Here is a 17,361-nt window from a genome sequence, read left to right as displayed (position 1 = left end):
ACAATAAAAATAGAGATAGTGACTTTACAATTAAATCTGCGAAAGATTTACTTCTTAGAAGTGGCAAGGGTTAAAAACCACAAAGCCAGCATTAGGTTCTTCAAGGTGCGAGTAGATTTAATTTACAAACTGAACGCTTTGACCTGAAAGAAAATGGTGCGGATGAAGAGAGGCATATGTTCTGGCGTCAAACAAATAAAAATAGTTGTATATTTACAAAATACAAAATATAGAACAATAAATTTAGGAGGTAAATATGAAAAATTTAAATAAAACTTGTCTTAAAAAAAGATATTGAGGATATTTTTTTAAATGTAATCAAGAAAATAAATTAAATGAATTAATGCGTAAAAGTTACCTGGTTTCACAAGATGAAATTACTGATGAACATTGAGCATTAAATACAAAGAAAAATGATTGTATAAATTATTTAAGGGTATTTAATATATTTTAAGAAATTATGGAATAAATAATTTACCTACTTAATTTAAAGATACCATGTTTAATTTTATTGTCAACAAATTTTTATATTTTTTTAAATTTAATCACAACAAAAAATTCATTTTTATTAAAATTATTTAACTTAAAAATAAAATTAATAAAGATGTAAGTTTTGTTGTTCAGTTTTATTAAAATTATTATATAAAATAGTATTATTTTCTGGTGTTTTTTCTGATTGTTTAAAATCCTTAATATTATTTCTTAATTTTAGCATACTATTATTCAATTTATTTTTAACAGTTTTTTTTTCGCTATAAATTCCTTTTTTAGAAAATATCCCCTTACCATAATGGGAAACATCGCCCTCCATATGACAACCGATATTATTTCATAATGTTTTATTTTTAATGCCCTCTTCGTTATTTTTAATTAGGTTAATTGTTTCTCTTAAAAACTTTTTAGAACTAGGAATAAATGACTTACTTTCTTTTAAACATTGTAATAATTTATAATATTTTCCATTATAAAAATAATCAACAACTTGTTTAAAAGTTTCTTCATTTTCTTTAATTATTCTTCGGTGGGGTAATAAATCCTTAAATCTTTTTACTAAATGAAATTTGTCTATTGTATAATGAACTTTGTTATTAGGAAAACGATTTGCAATATCTTTTTAACCCCTTTAATTCAATTTGCTCCATCACCTAAAATCATAATTTCAGTATCATCTTGAATATTATAATTACTTATTATCAAAAGTATTAATTTAACAACAAAAGGGGTTAATTTTGTTTTTTTAGAAATATAAATTGGAATATTATCTATTTCGTAAACACCTAACTTATTTGCAATTACATGTCTTTTTTCGGTTGATTTTTCTTGATCATAACCAGTATGAACAGTAGATAATAAGGCGTGTGTTTTTTAACCTTTTTTCTATCGTATTCTATTTTAAGAAAATTTCCATCAATTTGAATATATAAAGTATGCGGAACTTTTATTTTAATAGTGGTATTATTAATATAATATTTGTCGTTTGTTGTTGCGTTTTTTATTGTATTTGAAATTGTCATTAAACTAATTTTTGCTTGTTCTAATGCATCTAAAATATCGCGGTATTTTTTATCATCACTTAAAAACAATAAAATTCTTTCTTTGACGTCATTCCCCAGTCTTTGTCATTTTTTAATTCCTAAAACTTCATCTAAAATAAAAATATATTCTTCTTTCCCTGTTATTGGATTAATTTTATAATATCGTCGTCTGCGAAATGTTATTTTACCTTTTAAAGTAATTAATGTTTTTTGTTCTTATTTCTTTTACTCGATAATGTTTAAATTTATCATATTTTTGATAATTTTGAAAAATAAGATCATCTAACTTTTCTAACCTATATGCAATTTCTCCAACAACATATCTACTCAAATCTTCATATGTTTTATTAAAAAAGTTTTCACCATTAATAATATTATTAATATACCATTTTAAAGTTGTTTCCTTTCCTGATTTAAAAATAAATCATCACACACATTAAAATAAACAACTAAAAAAAGCAAGTTATTTTTAACTTGTTTTTCAAATATTTATTTTTTTTAATATTATTTAATACAATTTTGATACTTTTTTTATAACAAATATATTATATCTTAATTTAAAATAAAAAAACAAGATTTTTAATTTTGCTTGATTTTATATATATTTTTTTTTAATATTATCAAATACAATTTTGGTATTTAAACCTTTAAAATTAAAACTTATTTTATTTTCTTCTTTAATGGTGTTTGATGTAGCAAAAATATTTACAATAATATTGAATTGTCTTTTAATTCTTTATAAATTTTATAAATTTTATTAATTTTATTTTTACTTAAAAAATCAAAATTAATTTCTTTTTTTAATTTATCTTCTTCTCACAATGTTTTTATAAATTTAGCAGCTATATCAACAAATTCTTCATATTCTTTTTTTGCCTCTTCTTTAAGAATTAATTTTTCTAGTATTTCTAAAAGAGCTAGTCCCTTAACTGATAATATATAACTTTGTTTATAAAGTTGTAAATATTTGTCCATTTTTAAACTCAATGATGGTTTATTTTGAACCATATTTTATTTCCTTTCTTAAAATTAAAATTGTTTTATACTACTAATATATTATCAAAATAAATATTATTTTTGAATATTTATATTTTAATTATATTTTTGATAAATAATCATTAAATTTGCATAATTCATTATATAATTTTTATATAAAAAAATATTAAGAAAGGAAATGGTTTTTATGAAAAGATTATTAAGTATTTTAAGTTTAGTAGGTTTAATAACAACTGGAACAACAAATTTAATATCTTGTGGAAAACCAGTAGTTAATAATACAGAACCAAACTTAAAAGATGAAAATCAAAAACTAAAAGATGAAAATCAAAAACTAAAAGATGAAAATCAAAAACTAAAATGAAAGATTGATAAAAATATTTTATTTATTAATTCTATTAATCCTCCCATTATAATTAATGCTAATAAACCAAACGCAGTAAAAGAATATGAATTATTTTTGTCCTTAAAATCTAAAGTTTTAGAATCAATTAAAACAATTGATGAGTCATTAACAGAAGATGATTTTATAATTGCTTTTAAAGATTATTTTAATCACCTTCAGCCGCGAGAAATTGATTTAACAATATCCAAAAAAATTACAATAATAATTAGTGGAAAAAATAGAGCACATGGTGAAAAAGAATTTGATGTTGTTTTACCAGCAATTCCAAAAGTTTAAGAAAGAAGGAAGGATAATAAAAATCAAAAAATGATTAATTTTTTTATGAGTAATTACATTACTAGGAACAAGCACAACAAGCGTAGTTGCTTTTAATAATATACCACAATATAACGAAAATGAATTACAACAACTAAAAAAAGAAAACCAAATATACACAAATTGCAAAGAAATAAAAGAAAACTTAGAATGAATAGCACCACAAGAAAAACCATTTAATACAGTTGATAATAAATATTATTTTGTTGTATGGCGTAGTGAAAAAAATAAAAAATGAAGAATTGCTAAATTTAAAAATAGTATTAAAGTAAACGATAGTATAATTATTGATTTACAAGATAATAATAGACTTAGACTTGGAAAATTTGGTTATTTAATGATAAATTCTGGTGGTTTTTTTTGAGGTGAAGTCCCAAGATGGGATATTGAAAAAATCAAATATGTTTACCGTTGAAATGGAGGAGAAGAAAATTTATCTGATTTAGTTGTTGATAATGATGGCAATTTAAAAGTTAAGGATAAATAAAAAAGCAATTTAATAAAAATTGCTTTTTTTAATTTATTTAATTTTCTTTTTCATCATTTTTTTTAATTATTTCGTTAATATTATCTTCTTTATTTTCATCTAACAAAATACATTCTTTATTAATTTTTTCTTTTAGTTTTAGCATTAGTTTATTAATTTCAGTGAATAAAATTGGCAATCCCAATGTTAAACCGTGAACTATTCAATATGCTAATCGTAAAAAAATAACTTAGTTTTTTTCTTTTTCATTTTTATTACCATCCTTTTTTTGTCTGATATTTATTTTATTGTTATTTATGATTGTAATAACATCTAATTTTGTATTAATATTATTAATTTCAATTTTAATATCATTTATTTTTTCTTTTAATTCTTTATTTTCATCTCTGATTTTTTGTTGTTTTTACTCAAAATAGTTGCCGTTATGCCGGTTGTTCCACCAGTAAAAAGTTATATAACCAAAACAATAATTTCTAAAATAGTCTCATTCATTTTTTTTTTTTTTTTATTTTCCTTATTATCAAATTAATTGTTCTCAACTTCCAAACGATAGCAAACCAATAGCAGCTGTTGTCACAATACCACGCTGTGCCTTATCTCATGTTTTAAAATCTTTTCATACCCAAAATTTAATCATCCCACCATCATATGTTAATATCGGCGATCACTCTTCTCCTCCATTTCAACGGTAAACATATTTAATTTTTTCAATATCCCATCTTGGGGCTTCACCTCAAAAAAACCACCAGAATTTATCATTAAATGACCAAATTTTCCAAGTCTAAGTCTATTATTATCTTGTAAATCAATAATTATACTATCGTTTACTTTAATACTATTTTTAAATTTAGCAATTCTTCATTTTTTTTTTTTTTTTTTCACTACGCCATACGACATAATAATACTTATTATCAACTTGATTAAAAGGTTGTTCGTCTGGTGTCATTTCTTTTAATCTGCTTTTGAAATATATTAAAGGTGCAATTATTAAATATGAATTAAAAGTTAATGATAAATATTTAAAAGAAAATATTTTAGCACTTGAAGAATTAAAAATGAAAAATGGACAAAATTATATGCAATTAGTTAATAATGTTGATAATGCAAAAATAACAGCATTAGGAATTATTAAATTAAGTAATAAAGGATTAATTTTTGGTAAAGATTTTAATATTATTCCGTTTAAAAATAAATTAACTACTGTAATTGATAGTAAAGTTTATTGTAGAATAATTGAAGAAGCAGGATATAGTCCACGAAAATCAATTATATTTAAAGGTGAAAAATTTGAATGAGATGCTATAAATTCTTGTCCTAAAATACATGAAATTAATTTTAATACAAATACGAGTGATTTTAATGAAATTATTGGTGCTTATGCTTTTGCAAAAGATAAAAATGGTAATTATCAAGGTATTTTATTAAGAAAAGCAGATATTGAAAGATTAAAAAATAGTAGTCCAAGTGGAAATAGTGAATATTCACCTTGAAATAAATGACCAAAAGAAATGGTTGAAGCAAAATTATATTGTAAATTAGCACAAGAATTAGGAATAGATATTAGTGATATTGATTTAGACGAAAAAGAAATTAAAGAAGATGGTAATTTTGAATATATTTCATTTAAAGATATTGATTTCGCCAAAAATAAGGGGCAAATTAGCGATGAACCCTTATCAAATAATATAATAAAGTACCCCCCGTCTTATACAGAAATAGCTGATAATGTCGTTAAAGAAGAAGATATTTCAAATGTAGTACCAGCAGTTAATAATGAATGAGATTAGGAATGAGCAAAATGGCAATAAAAATAGGTATTGACCCATCAGATACTGGTACTACTGCTATTGTTGCATTAGAAAACAATAAAGTTATTTGAAAAATTAAAATTATATACGCTAGTTGATTAAAACATTTAGAGTTTATAATAGATGCATTTCCTGAATTTGTATTTAGATATGAAAATTGATATGAAATGAATTATGAATTTAATATTGAAAATTGTTTACCAACAAATGCTAATGCTAGTAAAGATAGAGACGATTTATTGCGTTTGCTTGGTGCATTAGAAAATAAATTAAATGATTTACAAATTAATTTTAATTGAGTATCTCCACGCTATACTAAATCTGTTGTTAAAAATATGGAAAATTTAAGTAAATATAATGATAGTTGCGTATGAAAATATGATAAAGATACTAATTTAACTTATCAATATGGTAAAGGTTGATTTTATAATAATGAAAAAATAAGTAATCATTTACGAGATGCAATTATTATTGCTAATTATGAAAGGATTTAATAATTTTATGAAAAAAGATAAATATAATCAAAAACGGAAAATATATTATTCTAGCTTTATTCGAAAAACAGTTAATTTGTATTTGTATTGAAAATAAAAAATTTGATATTGGTTGATTCAAAATTGATACAGTCGTTGGAAAAGACCATCAATCTAGTAATTTATTTTTAGTTGAACAATCAAGTAAAAATTATTTTGTAATGAAATTAAAAAATAATACTGCTAATGATGTTTTAATAAAATTTAAAGATATTGTTATAAATAATAATTTAATTGGGAAAATTAAAGGCATAATAACTGACAGAGGAAAAGAATTTAGTAAATGAAGAGAACTGGAAATATTTGCTGAGACACATGTTTATTTTTGTGATCCAGCATCACCAACACAAAAACCTTTAATTGAATATATGAATAGTGAATTAAGACACTGATTTCCTAAGGGAACTGATTTTAATAATGTTAGTCAACAAAAAATAGATTGAGTAGTTAATGTTATAAATGAAAAAATAAGGCCTATTTTGAATTGAAGAACAGCAAAAGATTTATTTTTAGAGAATTTTATATAAATTTATTTGTGTAAAATTTAATAAATGATTTTTTAGTGTGATTAAATATGGTTAAATTAAGCTATATTTATAAAATATTTTATTATTTTTAAAAAAGAGTTGCATTTTCGAAAAATGATGTTACTATTAAGGATAAAAAGAAAAAAAATTACTGCTTGCATTTACAGGATTCATATCTTTAATTTTTTTTAAAATAGTGTTATTATTAACTAAGAAAATAAACATGGGAGAGAAAAAATGTTAAATTTGCCGCGATATGAAGTAAAAATTGATAATTTTTCAGGACCATTAGATTTATTGTTGCATTTAGTTAAAGAAAAGGAGATGGACCTTTTTGCAATTAAATTGACAGAAATTACTGATCAATTTTTAGCGTATATTAGAGAAATGGAACAATTAAATATTGAAATTGCATCAGAATATTTAACAATGGCAAGTTATTTAGTTGAGACAAAAACAAAATTAGTGTTACCAAAAGAAGAAGTTGAAATTGCTGATAATTATGAAAAAGATGCTCGTGATGAACTAATTAATCGTTTACTAGAATATAAAAAAATTAAAGAAGTTAGTCAATATTTTAAATATCAACATCAAGAGGGAATTCGCTATTTGTCAAAACCACGAACAATTATTAAAGGAAATCAAATTAAAGAAGAATATTTACCATTATCGCCAAAAATTAATATTGATAAATTAACTAATAGTTTTTTAAAAATGTTAGAACGAATTAATGCAGCAAAACCATTAGAATCAAATGTTGTTATTACTGAAGTTTCTCTAGAAGAAATGGCGGAGCGAATTATGGCATTATTAGCGCAAGATGATAAAGAATGAACATTAGAAGAATTGCTAGTTAATTTTACTTTATCATTACAAGTTTTTGTTTCTTGTTTTATTGCTTTGTTAGATTTAGCTCGTCATCAAAAAATTGAAATTGAGCAATACCAACATTTAGAAGCAATTTACATTAGACCATACTTACAGAAAAAGGGGAATTAAATTAGATGAATTTAAATGAAAAAATGGCCGTTTTAGAAGGACTATTATTTATCAGCGGTGATGAAGGAATTAATTTAAAAGAAATTGCTCATATTCTTGAAATTTCTGTTCCTGAGTGTGAGGAGGTTTTAGCAAAATTAAAAGTAGAATATCAAACTAATAATAATCGTGGATTAACAATAACATCTTTTGCTGATAAATATCGCTTAGCAACAAAGCAAGAATATTATCAATTTTATTTAAAATTAGCTAATAATAAAATAGAAGCACGTTTATCACAAGCAGCATTAGAAACATTAGCAATTATTGCCTATCGTGGACCAATTAGTAAACCAGAAATTGAAGAGTTACGGGGAGTTAATTCTGACAGTGTTATTAACAAATTACGCGCACGTGATTTAATTGATGAAGTTGGTAAAAGCGAATTACCAGGGAAACCAATGACATATAATATTACTGAAGAATTTTTAAAAGTTTTTAATTTAACTTCTTTAGCAGATTTACCACAAATTAAGGAAACTGTGATAGAAAAAGAGCAGGATTTATTTAAATAATGGAACGCTTACAAAAAAGTTATTGCAGCAAAAGGTTATTGTTCACGACGAAAAGCAGAAGAATTAATTATTCAAGGACAAGTTAAAGTTAATAATATTGTGGTAACAACGTTGGGTACTAAAGTTAGCAAAAATGATCAAATACAGATAAACAATCAAATCCTTACGAATGAAAATGCAAATAAAGTTTATTTGATGTTGAATAAACCACGAAATTGTGTTTCAACGATGTTATCCCGCAACATCGCAAAACAGTTTTAAACTATGTTAAAGGTGTTTCAGAGCGAATTTATCCGGTGGGTCGTTTAGACTATGATACTAGTTCGCTTTTGCTATTGACTAATGATGGAGAATTTACTAATATTATTATACACCCAAGTCATATTTAATAAGACATATCATGTTTTGGTTTCTGGTTATTTTTCAAAACAACAACTACAAAAATTAGCAACAGGACTTGAAATTGAACCAGGAATTATAACAAGCAAAGCGCAAGCAAAATTAGTAAAATATGAAGAAGCAAAAAATGTTTCGATTCTTCTATTAACAATTCATGAAGGCAGAAAACATCAAGTTTAAAAAATGATACAAGCATTAGAATATGAAGTTATTAAATTAAAACGAATTGCAATCGGTTTTTACAATTAGATGAAACATTAAAGCCTGGTGAATGACGTTATTTAAAACCTAAAGAAATTAAACGTTTTTTGGAATAGCATCACACTTAAAAATAAAATAAAGGAGAAAAAACAATGCGGATTACATTAGCAGGAGTTGTTGGAGTAGGGAAATCAACTGTTAGTAAGTTATTGGGAGAAAAAAATCATTATATGGTAATGGATGAACCAGTTGAGGAAAATCCATATTTAGATCAGTATTATGCTGATCCAAAAGATATGGCTTTTAAAATGCAAGTATATATGGTAATGGCGCGTAGTAAACAATTAAAACAAGCAAAAATAACATCTAATATTATTTTTGACCGTAGTATTTTAGAGGATCCAATTTTTGTTGATGTCTTATATGAACTAGGATATATGAATACAACAGATTATAAAGTTTATAAAGAATTTTATGATGTTGTTGTTTTACAAAGTTTATATTTAGATGAAAACATTAAACCAGAATTAGTTGTTTATTTACGAGTTGATCCAGAAATAGCAATGGAACGAATTACCAAAAGAGGCCGAGCTAGTGAACAAAATATTGGCAGCGCTTATTGAACATTATTAAACCGAAAATATGAGGAATGATATGAACGCTCAAAAGATAAGTTTAATTTTTTAGTTATTGATGCCAATCATAAAACACCAGAAGAAATTGTTACCATAATTTCAGAAAAATTAATTGAAAAGAAATAAGACAATATAAAAACTAGTGTTTACACTAGTTTTTATTTGTTTAAATTTGCCCTAATCCTTTTTCTTTTCAAATTTTCATTACAGCATCTTTTCCTTTTGTTTCTAAAATATCTTTGTATTCTAAATAACGTTCTTGACATTCTTTAATTTCTTTTAAAGCTTGGTCTAAGCCACTTCAACCATTAATTTTAACTTCTTTTTTTTGCAAAGTTTTATATTGTAAAAAGAAAGTTTCAATTTCATTTCTTATTGCTAATGGAACATCTTCTAAAGTTTGAATATGATTAAAACGCGGATCATCAGCCATCACAGCCATTAATTTTGTGTCAATTTCCCCATTATCAATCATATTAATTGTTCCCAAAATACGAACATTGATTTGACAATTAGGAATTGTGGGGTAAGTGCTTAATGAAATTACATCAAGGGGATCACCATCTCAATCTAATGTGTTTTCAATAAAACCATATTCTCCTGGATAAAAATTAGCACCATATAAAACCCGGTCTATAACAATTCGCCCTGTTTTAAGATCATATTCATATTTATGACCAGACCCCTTAGGGATTTCAACGATAATTGGTAAAACATTATTTTTACTCATTATTTTTCTTCCTTTCATTACTTTCCTAATTATTAATATAGCATAGAAAGGCAAATAATGTTATGTCTTTTTAAAATCCTTTTTATTTTTTCGCAGTAAAATCAAATAAAAGTATTGTATTATATTCAAAAAAAAAATAAAAGATAATTATTATTTTTATGTAATTTATAAATTTAAAAAAAAATATATTAAATTATATAATAACATATTTTTAATATAATTAATAAATTATTTTTTATTTATTTTTTTTAAAAAAAATAAAAAATTTTGGTAATTTTATCAATTTTAGGTATACAATGAAAGTAAAAAAGGAGTCTATGAAGAAACAAAAAATTGTATTAAAATGTATCAATTGTATTAAATTGCCAAATTATCAACCTTATAAAAAATAAAAAATTGATAAATTTAGGAAGCCAATTACTATGAATACATTATTAAAATACATTACATTAGCAGGACTTGCAGCAGTATCTGTTGCAACTGCAACTTCATTACCAATCTTAGAAACTAATAGCAATACTGCTATTTCATCAAGTAGTTTGTTACAAGATGCAGTTACTATTGAAGAAAAAGCTGCTAAAGCAATTGCTAATCAACTTCGTCTTGAACCAGCAGATGGATCATCATTAACAGAAGGACAAAAATTAAATGAAGCAAAAGAAGTAATTTTCAACCACATTGATAGTGTTAAAGCTGATGCAATCGCTTCAATTGAAAATTATATGGATGCTAGAGAAATTACTAAAGATATTAACAATCTTACTATTGATAATTTAGAAATTCCAAAAGGAGATACTAAATCACTAAAAATTGGTTATCAAACAATTTAAATTAATTTAAAAATGAATGACACAAATAATCTTATGAGTGTTATGTTAATTAATGTTAAACCAATTGGTAGTGGAACTGGCGATGAATATAATTTATTGCAAGAAAGAGCTTCTATTGAAGAAAAAGCTGCTAAAGTTATTTTTGACCAAATTCATGAAAATCCAGTTGATGGATCGTCATTAACAGAACGTGAAGTAATCAATAGCGCAAAAGATTTAATATATATAATAAAATTGATGAAGTAAAAGTTGATGCAATTGCTTCAATTGAAAATTATATGGATGCTAGAGAAATTACAACCGTAATTAATTATATTAAAGCATAAAATTTAATAATTCTAAGTGGAGATACTAAACTTTTAAAAGCTGGATATCAAAAAATAACAATTAATTTAAAAATTAAAGAAACAAATAATATTATGTCTGTAATCTTAGTTAATGTTAAAGCACTTGAAGTTTAATAAACAGTAAAAAATCATTAGAATAAAATTAATACTAAAATTGCTTCATATAAATAAATTGTATGAAGCAATTTATTTAATTATTAAAAAATAAAAAAGGAGATAAATTACTATGTATAAATTAATTAAATGCCTTACATTAGCAGGATTTTTAACTGGACCAATTGTTACAACAACTTCATTACCAAGTTTTAACTCAAATCAAGATGTTTTAAAAGATTCTGATTGTAACTGTGGATTAGAAGCAATTGCTTTAACTTACATTAAAGAAGCAATTGGTGAAATTGAATCAGTTGATGGATCAACTTTAGATGCAGGACAAACTTATAGTACTGCTTTCCAATTATTATGAATTGCAATTGAGCAATCTAAAATTAAAGCAGTAGAAAAAGCAAACAATATTAGTGATAAAACTGTCAGAGAAGAGATTATTACATTAATAAATAGTTTGAAAAATAGTGATGCAAAAATCACTGAAGAAAATGCTGTTTTAAGAATGGGAAATAATGAGATCTTAATTGATTTACAACTTGGTTCTGCAAAAGATACAATACATATTATATTAGATAGTGTTCAATTGTCACAAGGCCCTGATACATTAGAATATACTGTATATGCAATTTTAGTTCAAATTCTAAACAAAGGAATAGCTGATGGTTCAGAATTGAATGTAAAACAAAAATTAGAAGTAGCATTGCCTTATATATGAAACTTTATTGATAAAAACAAAAAAGATACGATAGAGGCAATAACAAACAGAGAAGATATTAAAAATATTAAAATTAAAGAAAAACTTGTTAACTTAGCAAAAGAGTTAGGTTGCATAAAAAAGATTGGGGTATAAAAATATAAAGAAATTAAATAAGAATAATTAAACCATTTACTAAAATGGTTTTTTTATTTAAAAAAACCTAAAATAACTAATTGATTCAAAACAAGGACAGCATCTTTATATATTTATAATTTTTAAAATAATAAAAAGTTGTTTCCTTTCTGAAAAAAACCATATTAAATTAAGAAATTAGTAAATAACACACATACTAACTTAGTAAAGGTGTTGTCCTTGTTTTGTTTCATTTAGTTATATTAATAAATCAATCTTTAAATATTAGATTGGAGAAACTAAAAATGGAAAAAATTAATATTATAATTAAATGCAGTAAATGCGGAATACCAAAGCGAGTTCATAAAGTTAAACATCGCAGAAAAACAGAATGATTTGAAGATATTTATTATAGTTAATATTAAATTTGATTTATAAAAATGAAAATTATTAAACAACCAGATACTACAACAAATAAAAACAAATAAAATTTTATGAACTTGTGAAAATCACAAAGTTTTATTAAATCAAATTAAGTATATAAACAAAGAAAAAATTTGACTTTATAATAATTTGGAAAATTCAAGGATAGATGTTAATTGAAAAACTAGGTATTTAAAAATCTTTTTTAGTAAAATTAAATAATTCTAATATAACAAGATGAATAACTCATCTATGGCACACTAGTTATGCTATTTGATTTATTAATTTTAATTTTATATTTCTTTTATTAAACTTGTTAATAGTATTTTTCAGTGTACCAATTTTTACTATTTTATATTTTTAATAATGTTAATAACAATGTTTATTAAACATTAAATAAACAATATATAAACATTAAATATAACAATGTTTATTAAACAAATATTTAGTTAGGAGATTTTAACTAAGGCATCGTACACGATGCCTTATATATTAAATAGACATAACATATAAAGCTCACTGTATATTTTAAAACACAATAGTACAGTGTCTGTGATCACCTTTAAAGTGAAGCGAAGGGCAATCCGAACAGGAAAATATTTAACAATAAACGCAATAGAAGTAAAACAAGGTGAATTATTAAATTTTGACGAATTAGAACAAGAATACAATTTTAAATGAATAACCAACGAAAATGAACGAACAAAAAAAGAAACAATCGTATATGTTGCGTTTTTTAAACTACTAAATGGTTATAAAAAAACTTTATATTGAAGTAAAGAAAAATACGAAAATCATTTTAAAACATATTCTAAGAATTATCAAACTTACGGAAAATTTACGGCTGGAAGTTATGAGTGAATGGCACTTAAAACATTATTAACCCAACTTTTAAGAAAATGAGGTATTATGTCATTTGAAATGCAAGAAACCTATCAACATGATCAAGCAATAATTATTAATAACAGCAAAGAGTTTAGTGATAATCCTAACATAAAAAATAAAGAAGATAACAATGTTATTGAATTAAATAACAAAAAAGATGAATTAAATCTAAATTTAGAACAAGAATTTAGCAGTAATGAAATAAATGATGATGAAGAAATTGCTTAATAAAATGAAAAATAATTGAAAAGATTATGATAAAAATCGTTTAATTAGACATAAATTTTATCGCAATAAAAAATGAGTAAAAATAAGAAACGATTATTTTAATAGCAAAATGGGAATATGTGAACGATGTTATCAAAAAGGATATATATAGTTAATGGCGTTATTGTTCACCACAAAGAATATATTACCGATCAAGATTTTATTAATTGAAACATTGATAAACTTTTTGCTTGAAAAAATTTAGAACTATTATGTATGAAATGCCACAATAAAGAACACAAAACCGAAAAAGGATATCGCGATAATGTCATAATTGACGAAAAAACTGGCAAAGTAAAAATAATCGATAAATAAGAATAAAGACTTTGATAAAGCAAGCAAAGTTTTTTCAGAAACACAACTTTATAAACAAGCTGCTAATAGCATTGTGATTGATGTATTAGAAAAGATTTTTATAAAAATGTTTAAAACAGAAAAGAAAAATTAACAAAGGAAGTGAAAAAAATGAATAGTTATAAAATAATAATAGGATATTATAATAAAATTTGTTCTGTTTGTAATAAAGAAATTCCAATTATTTTTACCCAAGCAGGATTATTAAAAATTAATAAATAAGTATGATAAAATTAATTTATAAAAATAGAAATATAATTTTATAGTGTATAAACACAAAATGCTTAAATTCCTTGTGTTTTTATAAATTATTGTATCAAATTTTAATATTATATTAATTATTTTTAAATTTATGGAAAAAATAAGGAAAATAAGCCTATTATTTCTATTTTTATAAAAGAAAGGAGTGATATATATGAAAAAAAATTTAGGATTAGTAAGTTCATTTACATTATTAACTACTGGAATAACACCATTAATGGCAATGATGCCAAATAATAATAATCCTGAATCTTCAAATAGAAGAAATCAAGTTATTAATGATCAAATAAATGAAGGAGAAAATAAAGTATTAAAAGATAATTTATTTCATGACGATAATAATAATTTTTATCTTGAAGAATGAGCAATCTATTTATCAAATAAATCGATTAGAGATATAAAAATAATTTTTAATCAAAGATCTCAAAATTCTATTATAAATATTCAACAATTAATAAATTATATACTTATAAAATTAAGGGAAACCGGTGGTAATGATGAATTACTTTTTGTATCAAAAATGAATCCACAACATCAATTTTATAATATTTTTTTTAATTCAATTATAAATATTTTTAGCAATCCTTTAATAAATAGTAATAAAGGTATTATTCTTTTGATAAATACTAATGGAGAAATTAAAAATGTTTTTTCTCAATAAATATTTTAATTAAACAAAAATTAATTTTGTTTTTTTTATTTGACAAATAATTTTAATGACGGTATCATCACGGTGTAGTTAGTTATATAAATATTAATTTTATTTTACTTATATACCCCCCTATAAGTCCTTTAAAATAAGGACTTTTTGGGTTCCATGATGGTGGGGTTCTGTGTACACTTTTTTTAATTTTGAAAAAAACCGCACTTTTATACTAAAAATAATAAAAAACCCCGTAAATAAAAGAGTTTTTATAAATGAATGGGTTAAAAAATAGCAAAAAACAACAAAAAATAGCCAAAATTTAACAAAAAATGCCCCTTTTTTAACAAAAAATGAAAGCATTTTAACAAAAGAAAACAATAACTTAAACCAACACAAAAACCTTTTAAATTGAGAAAAAGATAAAGAAAAATTAATAAATAAATATAAACGATTTTTAAAAGAAAAAATGTTATTTTAGATATTATTAAGCTTGATTTTTTAGAATAATTTTGTACCCTTAAATTAACTTTAAATAACATTAATAATGAAATCCAAACCTTAATTAATGACGGTAAATTATTTTCTGAAACCGATAATAATCGTGGAAAACCAAAAGAAGTAAGACACCCCGCTTTAATTTCTTATGGACAAGCATATAAAGATTATAAAGCTGGATATGAAATAATAGAACAATGAATAAAAATAGCTAATCAAAAAGATAATTTCGATACTTTTAATTTTAATAATTTATATGATAATTCAGAGGAAAAATAAGAATGCAAGCAAATAATGAAAAAACAAATTTAGAACTATATTATGAATGAATAAATAAAAACTCCAATAAAAATAAAGTTGGAATAAAAATTAAAAAAATTGTTTTTACATTAGTAAAAGAATTAAAATCAAATAAAGATTATTATTTTAATCACAAAGAAGCAAATAAAACAATTAGCTTTATTGAAAAATCTTGTTTTCATACAACTGGAGAATATAATAAACAAAATTTTAAATTAGAATTATGGCAAAAAGCATTTTTAGAAGCATTATATGGTTTTTATGATAAAAAAACAAATTTAAGAAGATTTAAAGAAGCACTCTTAATTGTCGGAAGAGGAAATGGAAAAACCGCCCTTGCTTCTGCAATCGCTTTAAAAAGTTTAATTTTAGATAATGAAGCAAATGCCGAACTTTATTCTATTGCAACCAAACGAGATCAAGCAAAAAGAGTTTATGAAGAAATGCGACGAATGATTTTTATTAATCCTAACTTAAATAAAATTTTAAAAGTTAAGCGACATAAAATAGAGTTTATACATAATAATTCTTTTTTTCAACCACTATCATCAGAAACAAAAACATTAGATGGTTTAAACCCCTATTTTGTTGTTTTAGATGAAGTAGCAATGATGGAAAAGCGTGATATTTATGATGTTATGCGAACAGCAACCGCAAAAAGAAAAGATTATTTAATGTTATTAATAACAACCAATGGATCTATTAGAGAAAATATTTTTTATGAAAGATATTCTTATGCTGAGAAAGTTTTAGAAAATACAATAAAAGATAATAAATTTTTACCTTGAATTTATGAACTTGATGAAAGAAATGAATGAAAAAATTTTAATAATCTTTATAAAGCTAATCCAAATTTGGGTATTTCTAAATATATTGATAATTTTAAAGCCGAATGACAAGAAGCATTAATTACACCAACTCAACAACCAAATTTTTTAATTAAACATTGTAATTTAAAGAGCAATTTAGATAGTGCCCTTTTTAGTCGATTAGATTTAGAAACTAAAAATAATAAAATTATTAATACCGATGAATACTTAATAAAAAATAGAATTTGTACTATTGGAATTGATTTATCAAAAACAAACGATCTAAGTGCAGTTGTTTTTTAATCCCAAATTTAGACACAAATGAATTTATATTATTATCACAATTTTTTATGCCAGAAGCAAGAATAATTGAAAAAACAACAGAAGATAAAATACCATATAAACTTTACCAAGAACAAGGAATATTAACATTATTCAAAGGAGAAGAAATCAATATTAGTGAAATTGTTAATTATATTATAAATATAATGAAAAAATATAATTTAATTTGTTATGGTATAGGATATGATACTTTTAATTCGTATCTTTTAAAGCAACATTTAGATAATGCAATTGAAACCACAACATATTAGAACTTTTTGAAGAAATCAAAAAAATTAAGCAAGATATTTGAATACAAATTCTTACTGTTTATCTTGATAAAAATGATAATGTTTCAGGT

The 17,361-nt window shown here is 23.4% G+C and carries 26 protein-coding genes and 1 pseudogene; 21 read left to right on the top strand and 6 right to left on the bottom strand.

Translation table 4 applies throughout. The features are described 5' to 3' along the window. Positions 1-256: 256 nt before the first annotated feature. A complete protein-coding gene (locus SDAV_RS02560; RefSeq protein ID WP_114564423.1) occupies positions 257-454 on the top strand; it encodes a hypothetical protein in 198 nt (65 codons plus the stop codon). 141 nt (positions 455-595) lie between these two features. Here the strand turns inward: SDAV_RS02560 and SDAV_RS02555 are convergent, their stop codons facing one another. The 4 genes from SDAV_RS02555 to SDAV_RS02540 form a co-directional block, all read right to left on the bottom strand. Then, positions 596-811: a hypothetical protein gene (locus SDAV_RS02555; RefSeq protein WP_114564422.1), complete on the bottom strand. Its 216-nt coding sequence runs from the start codon at positions 809-811 to the stop codon at positions 596-598. A gap of 481 nt (positions 812-1,292) precedes the next feature. Then, a complete protein-coding gene (locus tag SDAV_RS02550) occupies positions 1,293-1,688 on the bottom strand; it encodes a hypothetical protein (protein WP_245938570.1) in 396 nt (131 codons plus the stop codon). Between the two features lie 31 nt (positions 1,689-1,719). Continuing rightward, entirely contained in the window at positions 1,720-1,968 is a 249-nt protein-coding gene (locus SDAV_RS02545; RefSeq protein WP_114564421.1) for a hypothetical protein, read from the bottom strand. A gap of 272 nt (positions 1,969-2,240) precedes the next feature. After that, positions 2,241-2,543 carry a hypothetical protein gene (locus SDAV_RS02540; protein WP_114564420.1) on the bottom strand — a complete coding sequence of 101 codons (303 nt, stop codon included), beginning with the start codon at positions 2,541-2,543 and terminating at the stop codon, positions 2,241-2,243. 175 nt (positions 2,544-2,718) lie between these two features. Here SDAV_RS02540 and SDAV_RS02535 point away from each other — a divergent pair, with 175 nt between their 5' ends. Both SDAV_RS02535 and SDAV_RS02530 read left to right on the top strand, forming a co-directional pair. Continuing rightward, positions 2,719-3,213: a lipoprotein gene (locus tag SDAV_RS02535; RefSeq protein ID WP_114564419.1), complete on the top strand. Its 495-nt coding sequence runs from the start codon at positions 2,719-2,721 to the stop codon at positions 3,211-3,213. Beyond that, on the top strand, positions 3,167-3,739 hold the full coding sequence (locus SDAV_RS02530; protein WP_151202499.1) for a hypothetical protein: 573 nt from the start codon (positions 3,167-3,169) through the stop codon (positions 3,737-3,739). Before SDAV_RS02535 ends, SDAV_RS02530 begins: the two co-directional genes overlap by 47 nt. Before the next feature lie 651 nt (positions 3,740-4,390). On the opposite strand, the gene SDAV_RS02525 is transcribed toward SDAV_RS02530, so the two are convergent. Continuing rightward, positions 4,391-4,621, bottom strand: coding sequence for a hypothetical protein (locus tag SDAV_RS02525; protein ID WP_151202498.1), 231 nt, complete (start codon positions 4,619-4,621; stop codon positions 4,391-4,393). A gap of 80 nt (positions 4,622-4,701) precedes the next feature. On the opposite strand from SDAV_RS02525, the gene SDAV_RS02520 reads away from it, so the two are divergent. From SDAV_RS02520 to SDAV_RS02490, 9 genes and pseudogenes are all read left to right on the top strand, one after another. After that, positions 4,702-5,526 carry a recombinase RecT gene (locus tag SDAV_RS02520; RefSeq protein WP_114564416.1) on the top strand — a complete coding sequence of 275 codons (825 nt, stop codon included), beginning with the start codon at positions 4,702-4,704 and terminating at the stop codon, positions 5,524-5,526. Positions 5,527-5,537: 11 nt separating this feature from the next. Next, positions 5,538-6,041, top strand: coding sequence for a hypothetical protein (locus SDAV_RS02515; RefSeq protein WP_114564415.1), 504 nt, complete (start codon positions 5,538-5,540; stop codon positions 6,039-6,041). Between the two features lie 80 nt (positions 6,042-6,121). Further along, positions 6,122-6,607 (top strand): annotated as a pseudogene (locus SDAV_RS02510) (IS30 family transposase); the annotation flags it as partial. 237 nt (positions 6,608-6,844) lie between these two features. Beyond that, the gene (locus SDAV_RS02505) at positions 6,845-7,606 is read left to right on the top strand and encodes a segregation and condensation protein A (protein ID WP_114564414.1); all 762 of its coding nucleotides are present in this window, start codon (positions 6,845-6,847) and stop codon (positions 7,604-7,606) included. Positions 7,607-7,611: 5 nt separating this feature from the next. Next, positions 7,612-8,160, top strand: a complete 549-nt coding sequence (scpB, locus tag SDAV_RS02500) for an SMC-Scp complex subunit ScpB (RefSeq protein WP_114564413.1) — start codon at positions 7,612-7,614, stop codon at positions 8,158-8,160. Between the two features lie 21 nt (positions 8,161-8,181). After that, positions 8,182-8,421: a S4 domain-containing protein gene (locus tag SDAV_RS12880; RefSeq protein ID WP_334199346.1), complete on the top strand. Its 240-nt coding sequence runs from the start codon at positions 8,182-8,184 to the stop codon at positions 8,419-8,421. After that, complete coding sequence (locus tag SDAV_RS12875; protein ID WP_245938469.1) at positions 8,376-8,549, top strand: pseudouridine synthase; 174 nt, start codon at positions 8,376-8,378, stop codon at positions 8,547-8,549. Before SDAV_RS12880 ends, SDAV_RS12875 begins: the two co-directional genes overlap by 46 nt. 16 nt (positions 8,550-8,565) lie before the next feature. Beyond that, a complete protein-coding gene (locus SDAV_RS12870; RefSeq protein ID WP_245938468.1) occupies positions 8,566-8,739 on the top strand; it encodes a pseudouridine synthase family protein in 174 nt (57 codons plus the stop codon). Between the two features lie 173 nt (positions 8,740-8,912). Continuing rightward, on the top strand, positions 8,913-9,521 hold the full coding sequence (locus SDAV_RS02490; protein ID WP_114564412.1) for a deoxynucleoside kinase: 609 nt from the start codon (positions 8,913-8,915) through the stop codon (positions 9,519-9,521). A 40-nt stretch (positions 9,522-9,561) separates the two neighbouring features. Here SDAV_RS02490 and SDAV_RS02485 read toward each other — a convergent pair whose 3' ends face one another. Further along, positions 9,562-10,125: an inorganic diphosphatase gene (locus SDAV_RS02485; RefSeq protein WP_114564411.1), complete on the bottom strand. Its 564-nt coding sequence runs from the start codon at positions 10,123-10,125 to the stop codon at positions 9,562-9,564. A gap of 422 nt (positions 10,126-10,547) precedes the next feature. On the opposite strand from SDAV_RS02485, the gene SDAV_RS12865 reads away from it, so the two are divergent. The 9 genes from SDAV_RS12865 to SDAV_RS02445 all read left to right on the top strand — a co-directional run bounded on the left by SDAV_RS12865 (position 10,548) and on the right by SDAV_RS02445 (position 17,272). Continuing rightward, complete coding sequence (locus SDAV_RS12865) at positions 10,548-10,955, top strand: hypothetical protein (RefSeq protein WP_245938467.1); 408 nt, start codon at positions 10,548-10,550, stop codon at positions 10,953-10,955. Between the two features lie 42 nt (positions 10,956-10,997). After that, the gene (locus tag SDAV_RS12860) at positions 10,998-11,201 is read left to right on the top strand and encodes a hypothetical protein (RefSeq protein ID WP_245938466.1); all 204 of its coding nucleotides are present in this window, start codon (positions 10,998-11,000) and stop codon (positions 11,199-11,201) included. 327 nt (positions 11,202-11,528) lie between these two features. Further along, complete coding sequence (locus SDAV_RS02475; protein WP_245938465.1) at positions 11,529-12,260, top strand: hypothetical protein; 732 nt, start codon at positions 11,529-11,531, stop codon at positions 12,258-12,260. Between the two features lie 969 nt (positions 12,261-13,229). Then, positions 13,230-13,775 (top strand): RecT family recombinase, encoded by a 546-nt coding sequence (locus SDAV_RS02470; protein ID WP_114564410.1) that lies wholly within the window; start codon positions 13,230-13,232, stop codon positions 13,773-13,775. A gap of 4 nt (positions 13,776-13,779) precedes the next feature. Continuing rightward, positions 13,780-13,926 carry a hypothetical protein gene (locus SDAV_RS11825; RefSeq protein WP_186823451.1) on the top strand — a complete coding sequence of 49 codons (147 nt, stop codon included), beginning with the start codon at positions 13,780-13,782 and terminating at the stop codon, positions 13,924-13,926. Continuing rightward, positions 13,893-14,129, top strand: a complete 237-nt coding sequence (locus SDAV_RS02465; protein WP_186823450.1) for a hypothetical protein — start codon at positions 13,893-13,895, stop codon at positions 14,127-14,129. The genes SDAV_RS11825 and SDAV_RS02465 overlap by 34 nt, the downstream gene beginning before the upstream one ends. A gap of 454 nt (positions 14,130-14,583) precedes the next feature. Then, the gene (locus tag SDAV_RS02460; RefSeq protein ID WP_114564408.1) at positions 14,584-15,090 is read left to right on the top strand and encodes a hypothetical protein; all 507 of its coding nucleotides are present in this window, start codon (positions 14,584-14,586) and stop codon (positions 15,088-15,090) included. A gap of 761 nt (positions 15,091-15,851) precedes the next feature. Then, complete coding sequence (locus SDAV_RS02450) at positions 15,852-16,982, top strand: terminase large subunit domain-containing protein (protein WP_114564406.1); 1,131 nt, start codon at positions 15,852-15,854, stop codon at positions 16,980-16,982. 47 nt (positions 16,983-17,029) lie between these two features. Further along, positions 17,030-17,272, top strand: coding sequence for a hypothetical protein (locus tag SDAV_RS02445; protein ID WP_114564405.1), 243 nt, complete (start codon positions 17,030-17,032; stop codon positions 17,270-17,272). Positions 17,273-17,361 lie beyond the last annotated feature (89 nt).

Source organism: Spiroplasma phoeniceum P40 (assembly GCF_003339775.1).
Taxonomy (GTDB): Bacteria; Bacillota_I; Bacilli_A; order Mycoplasmatales; family Mycoplasmataceae; genus Spiroplasma; species Spiroplasma phoeniceum.
This window is presented reverse-complemented; position numbering and strand designations above follow the sequence as displayed.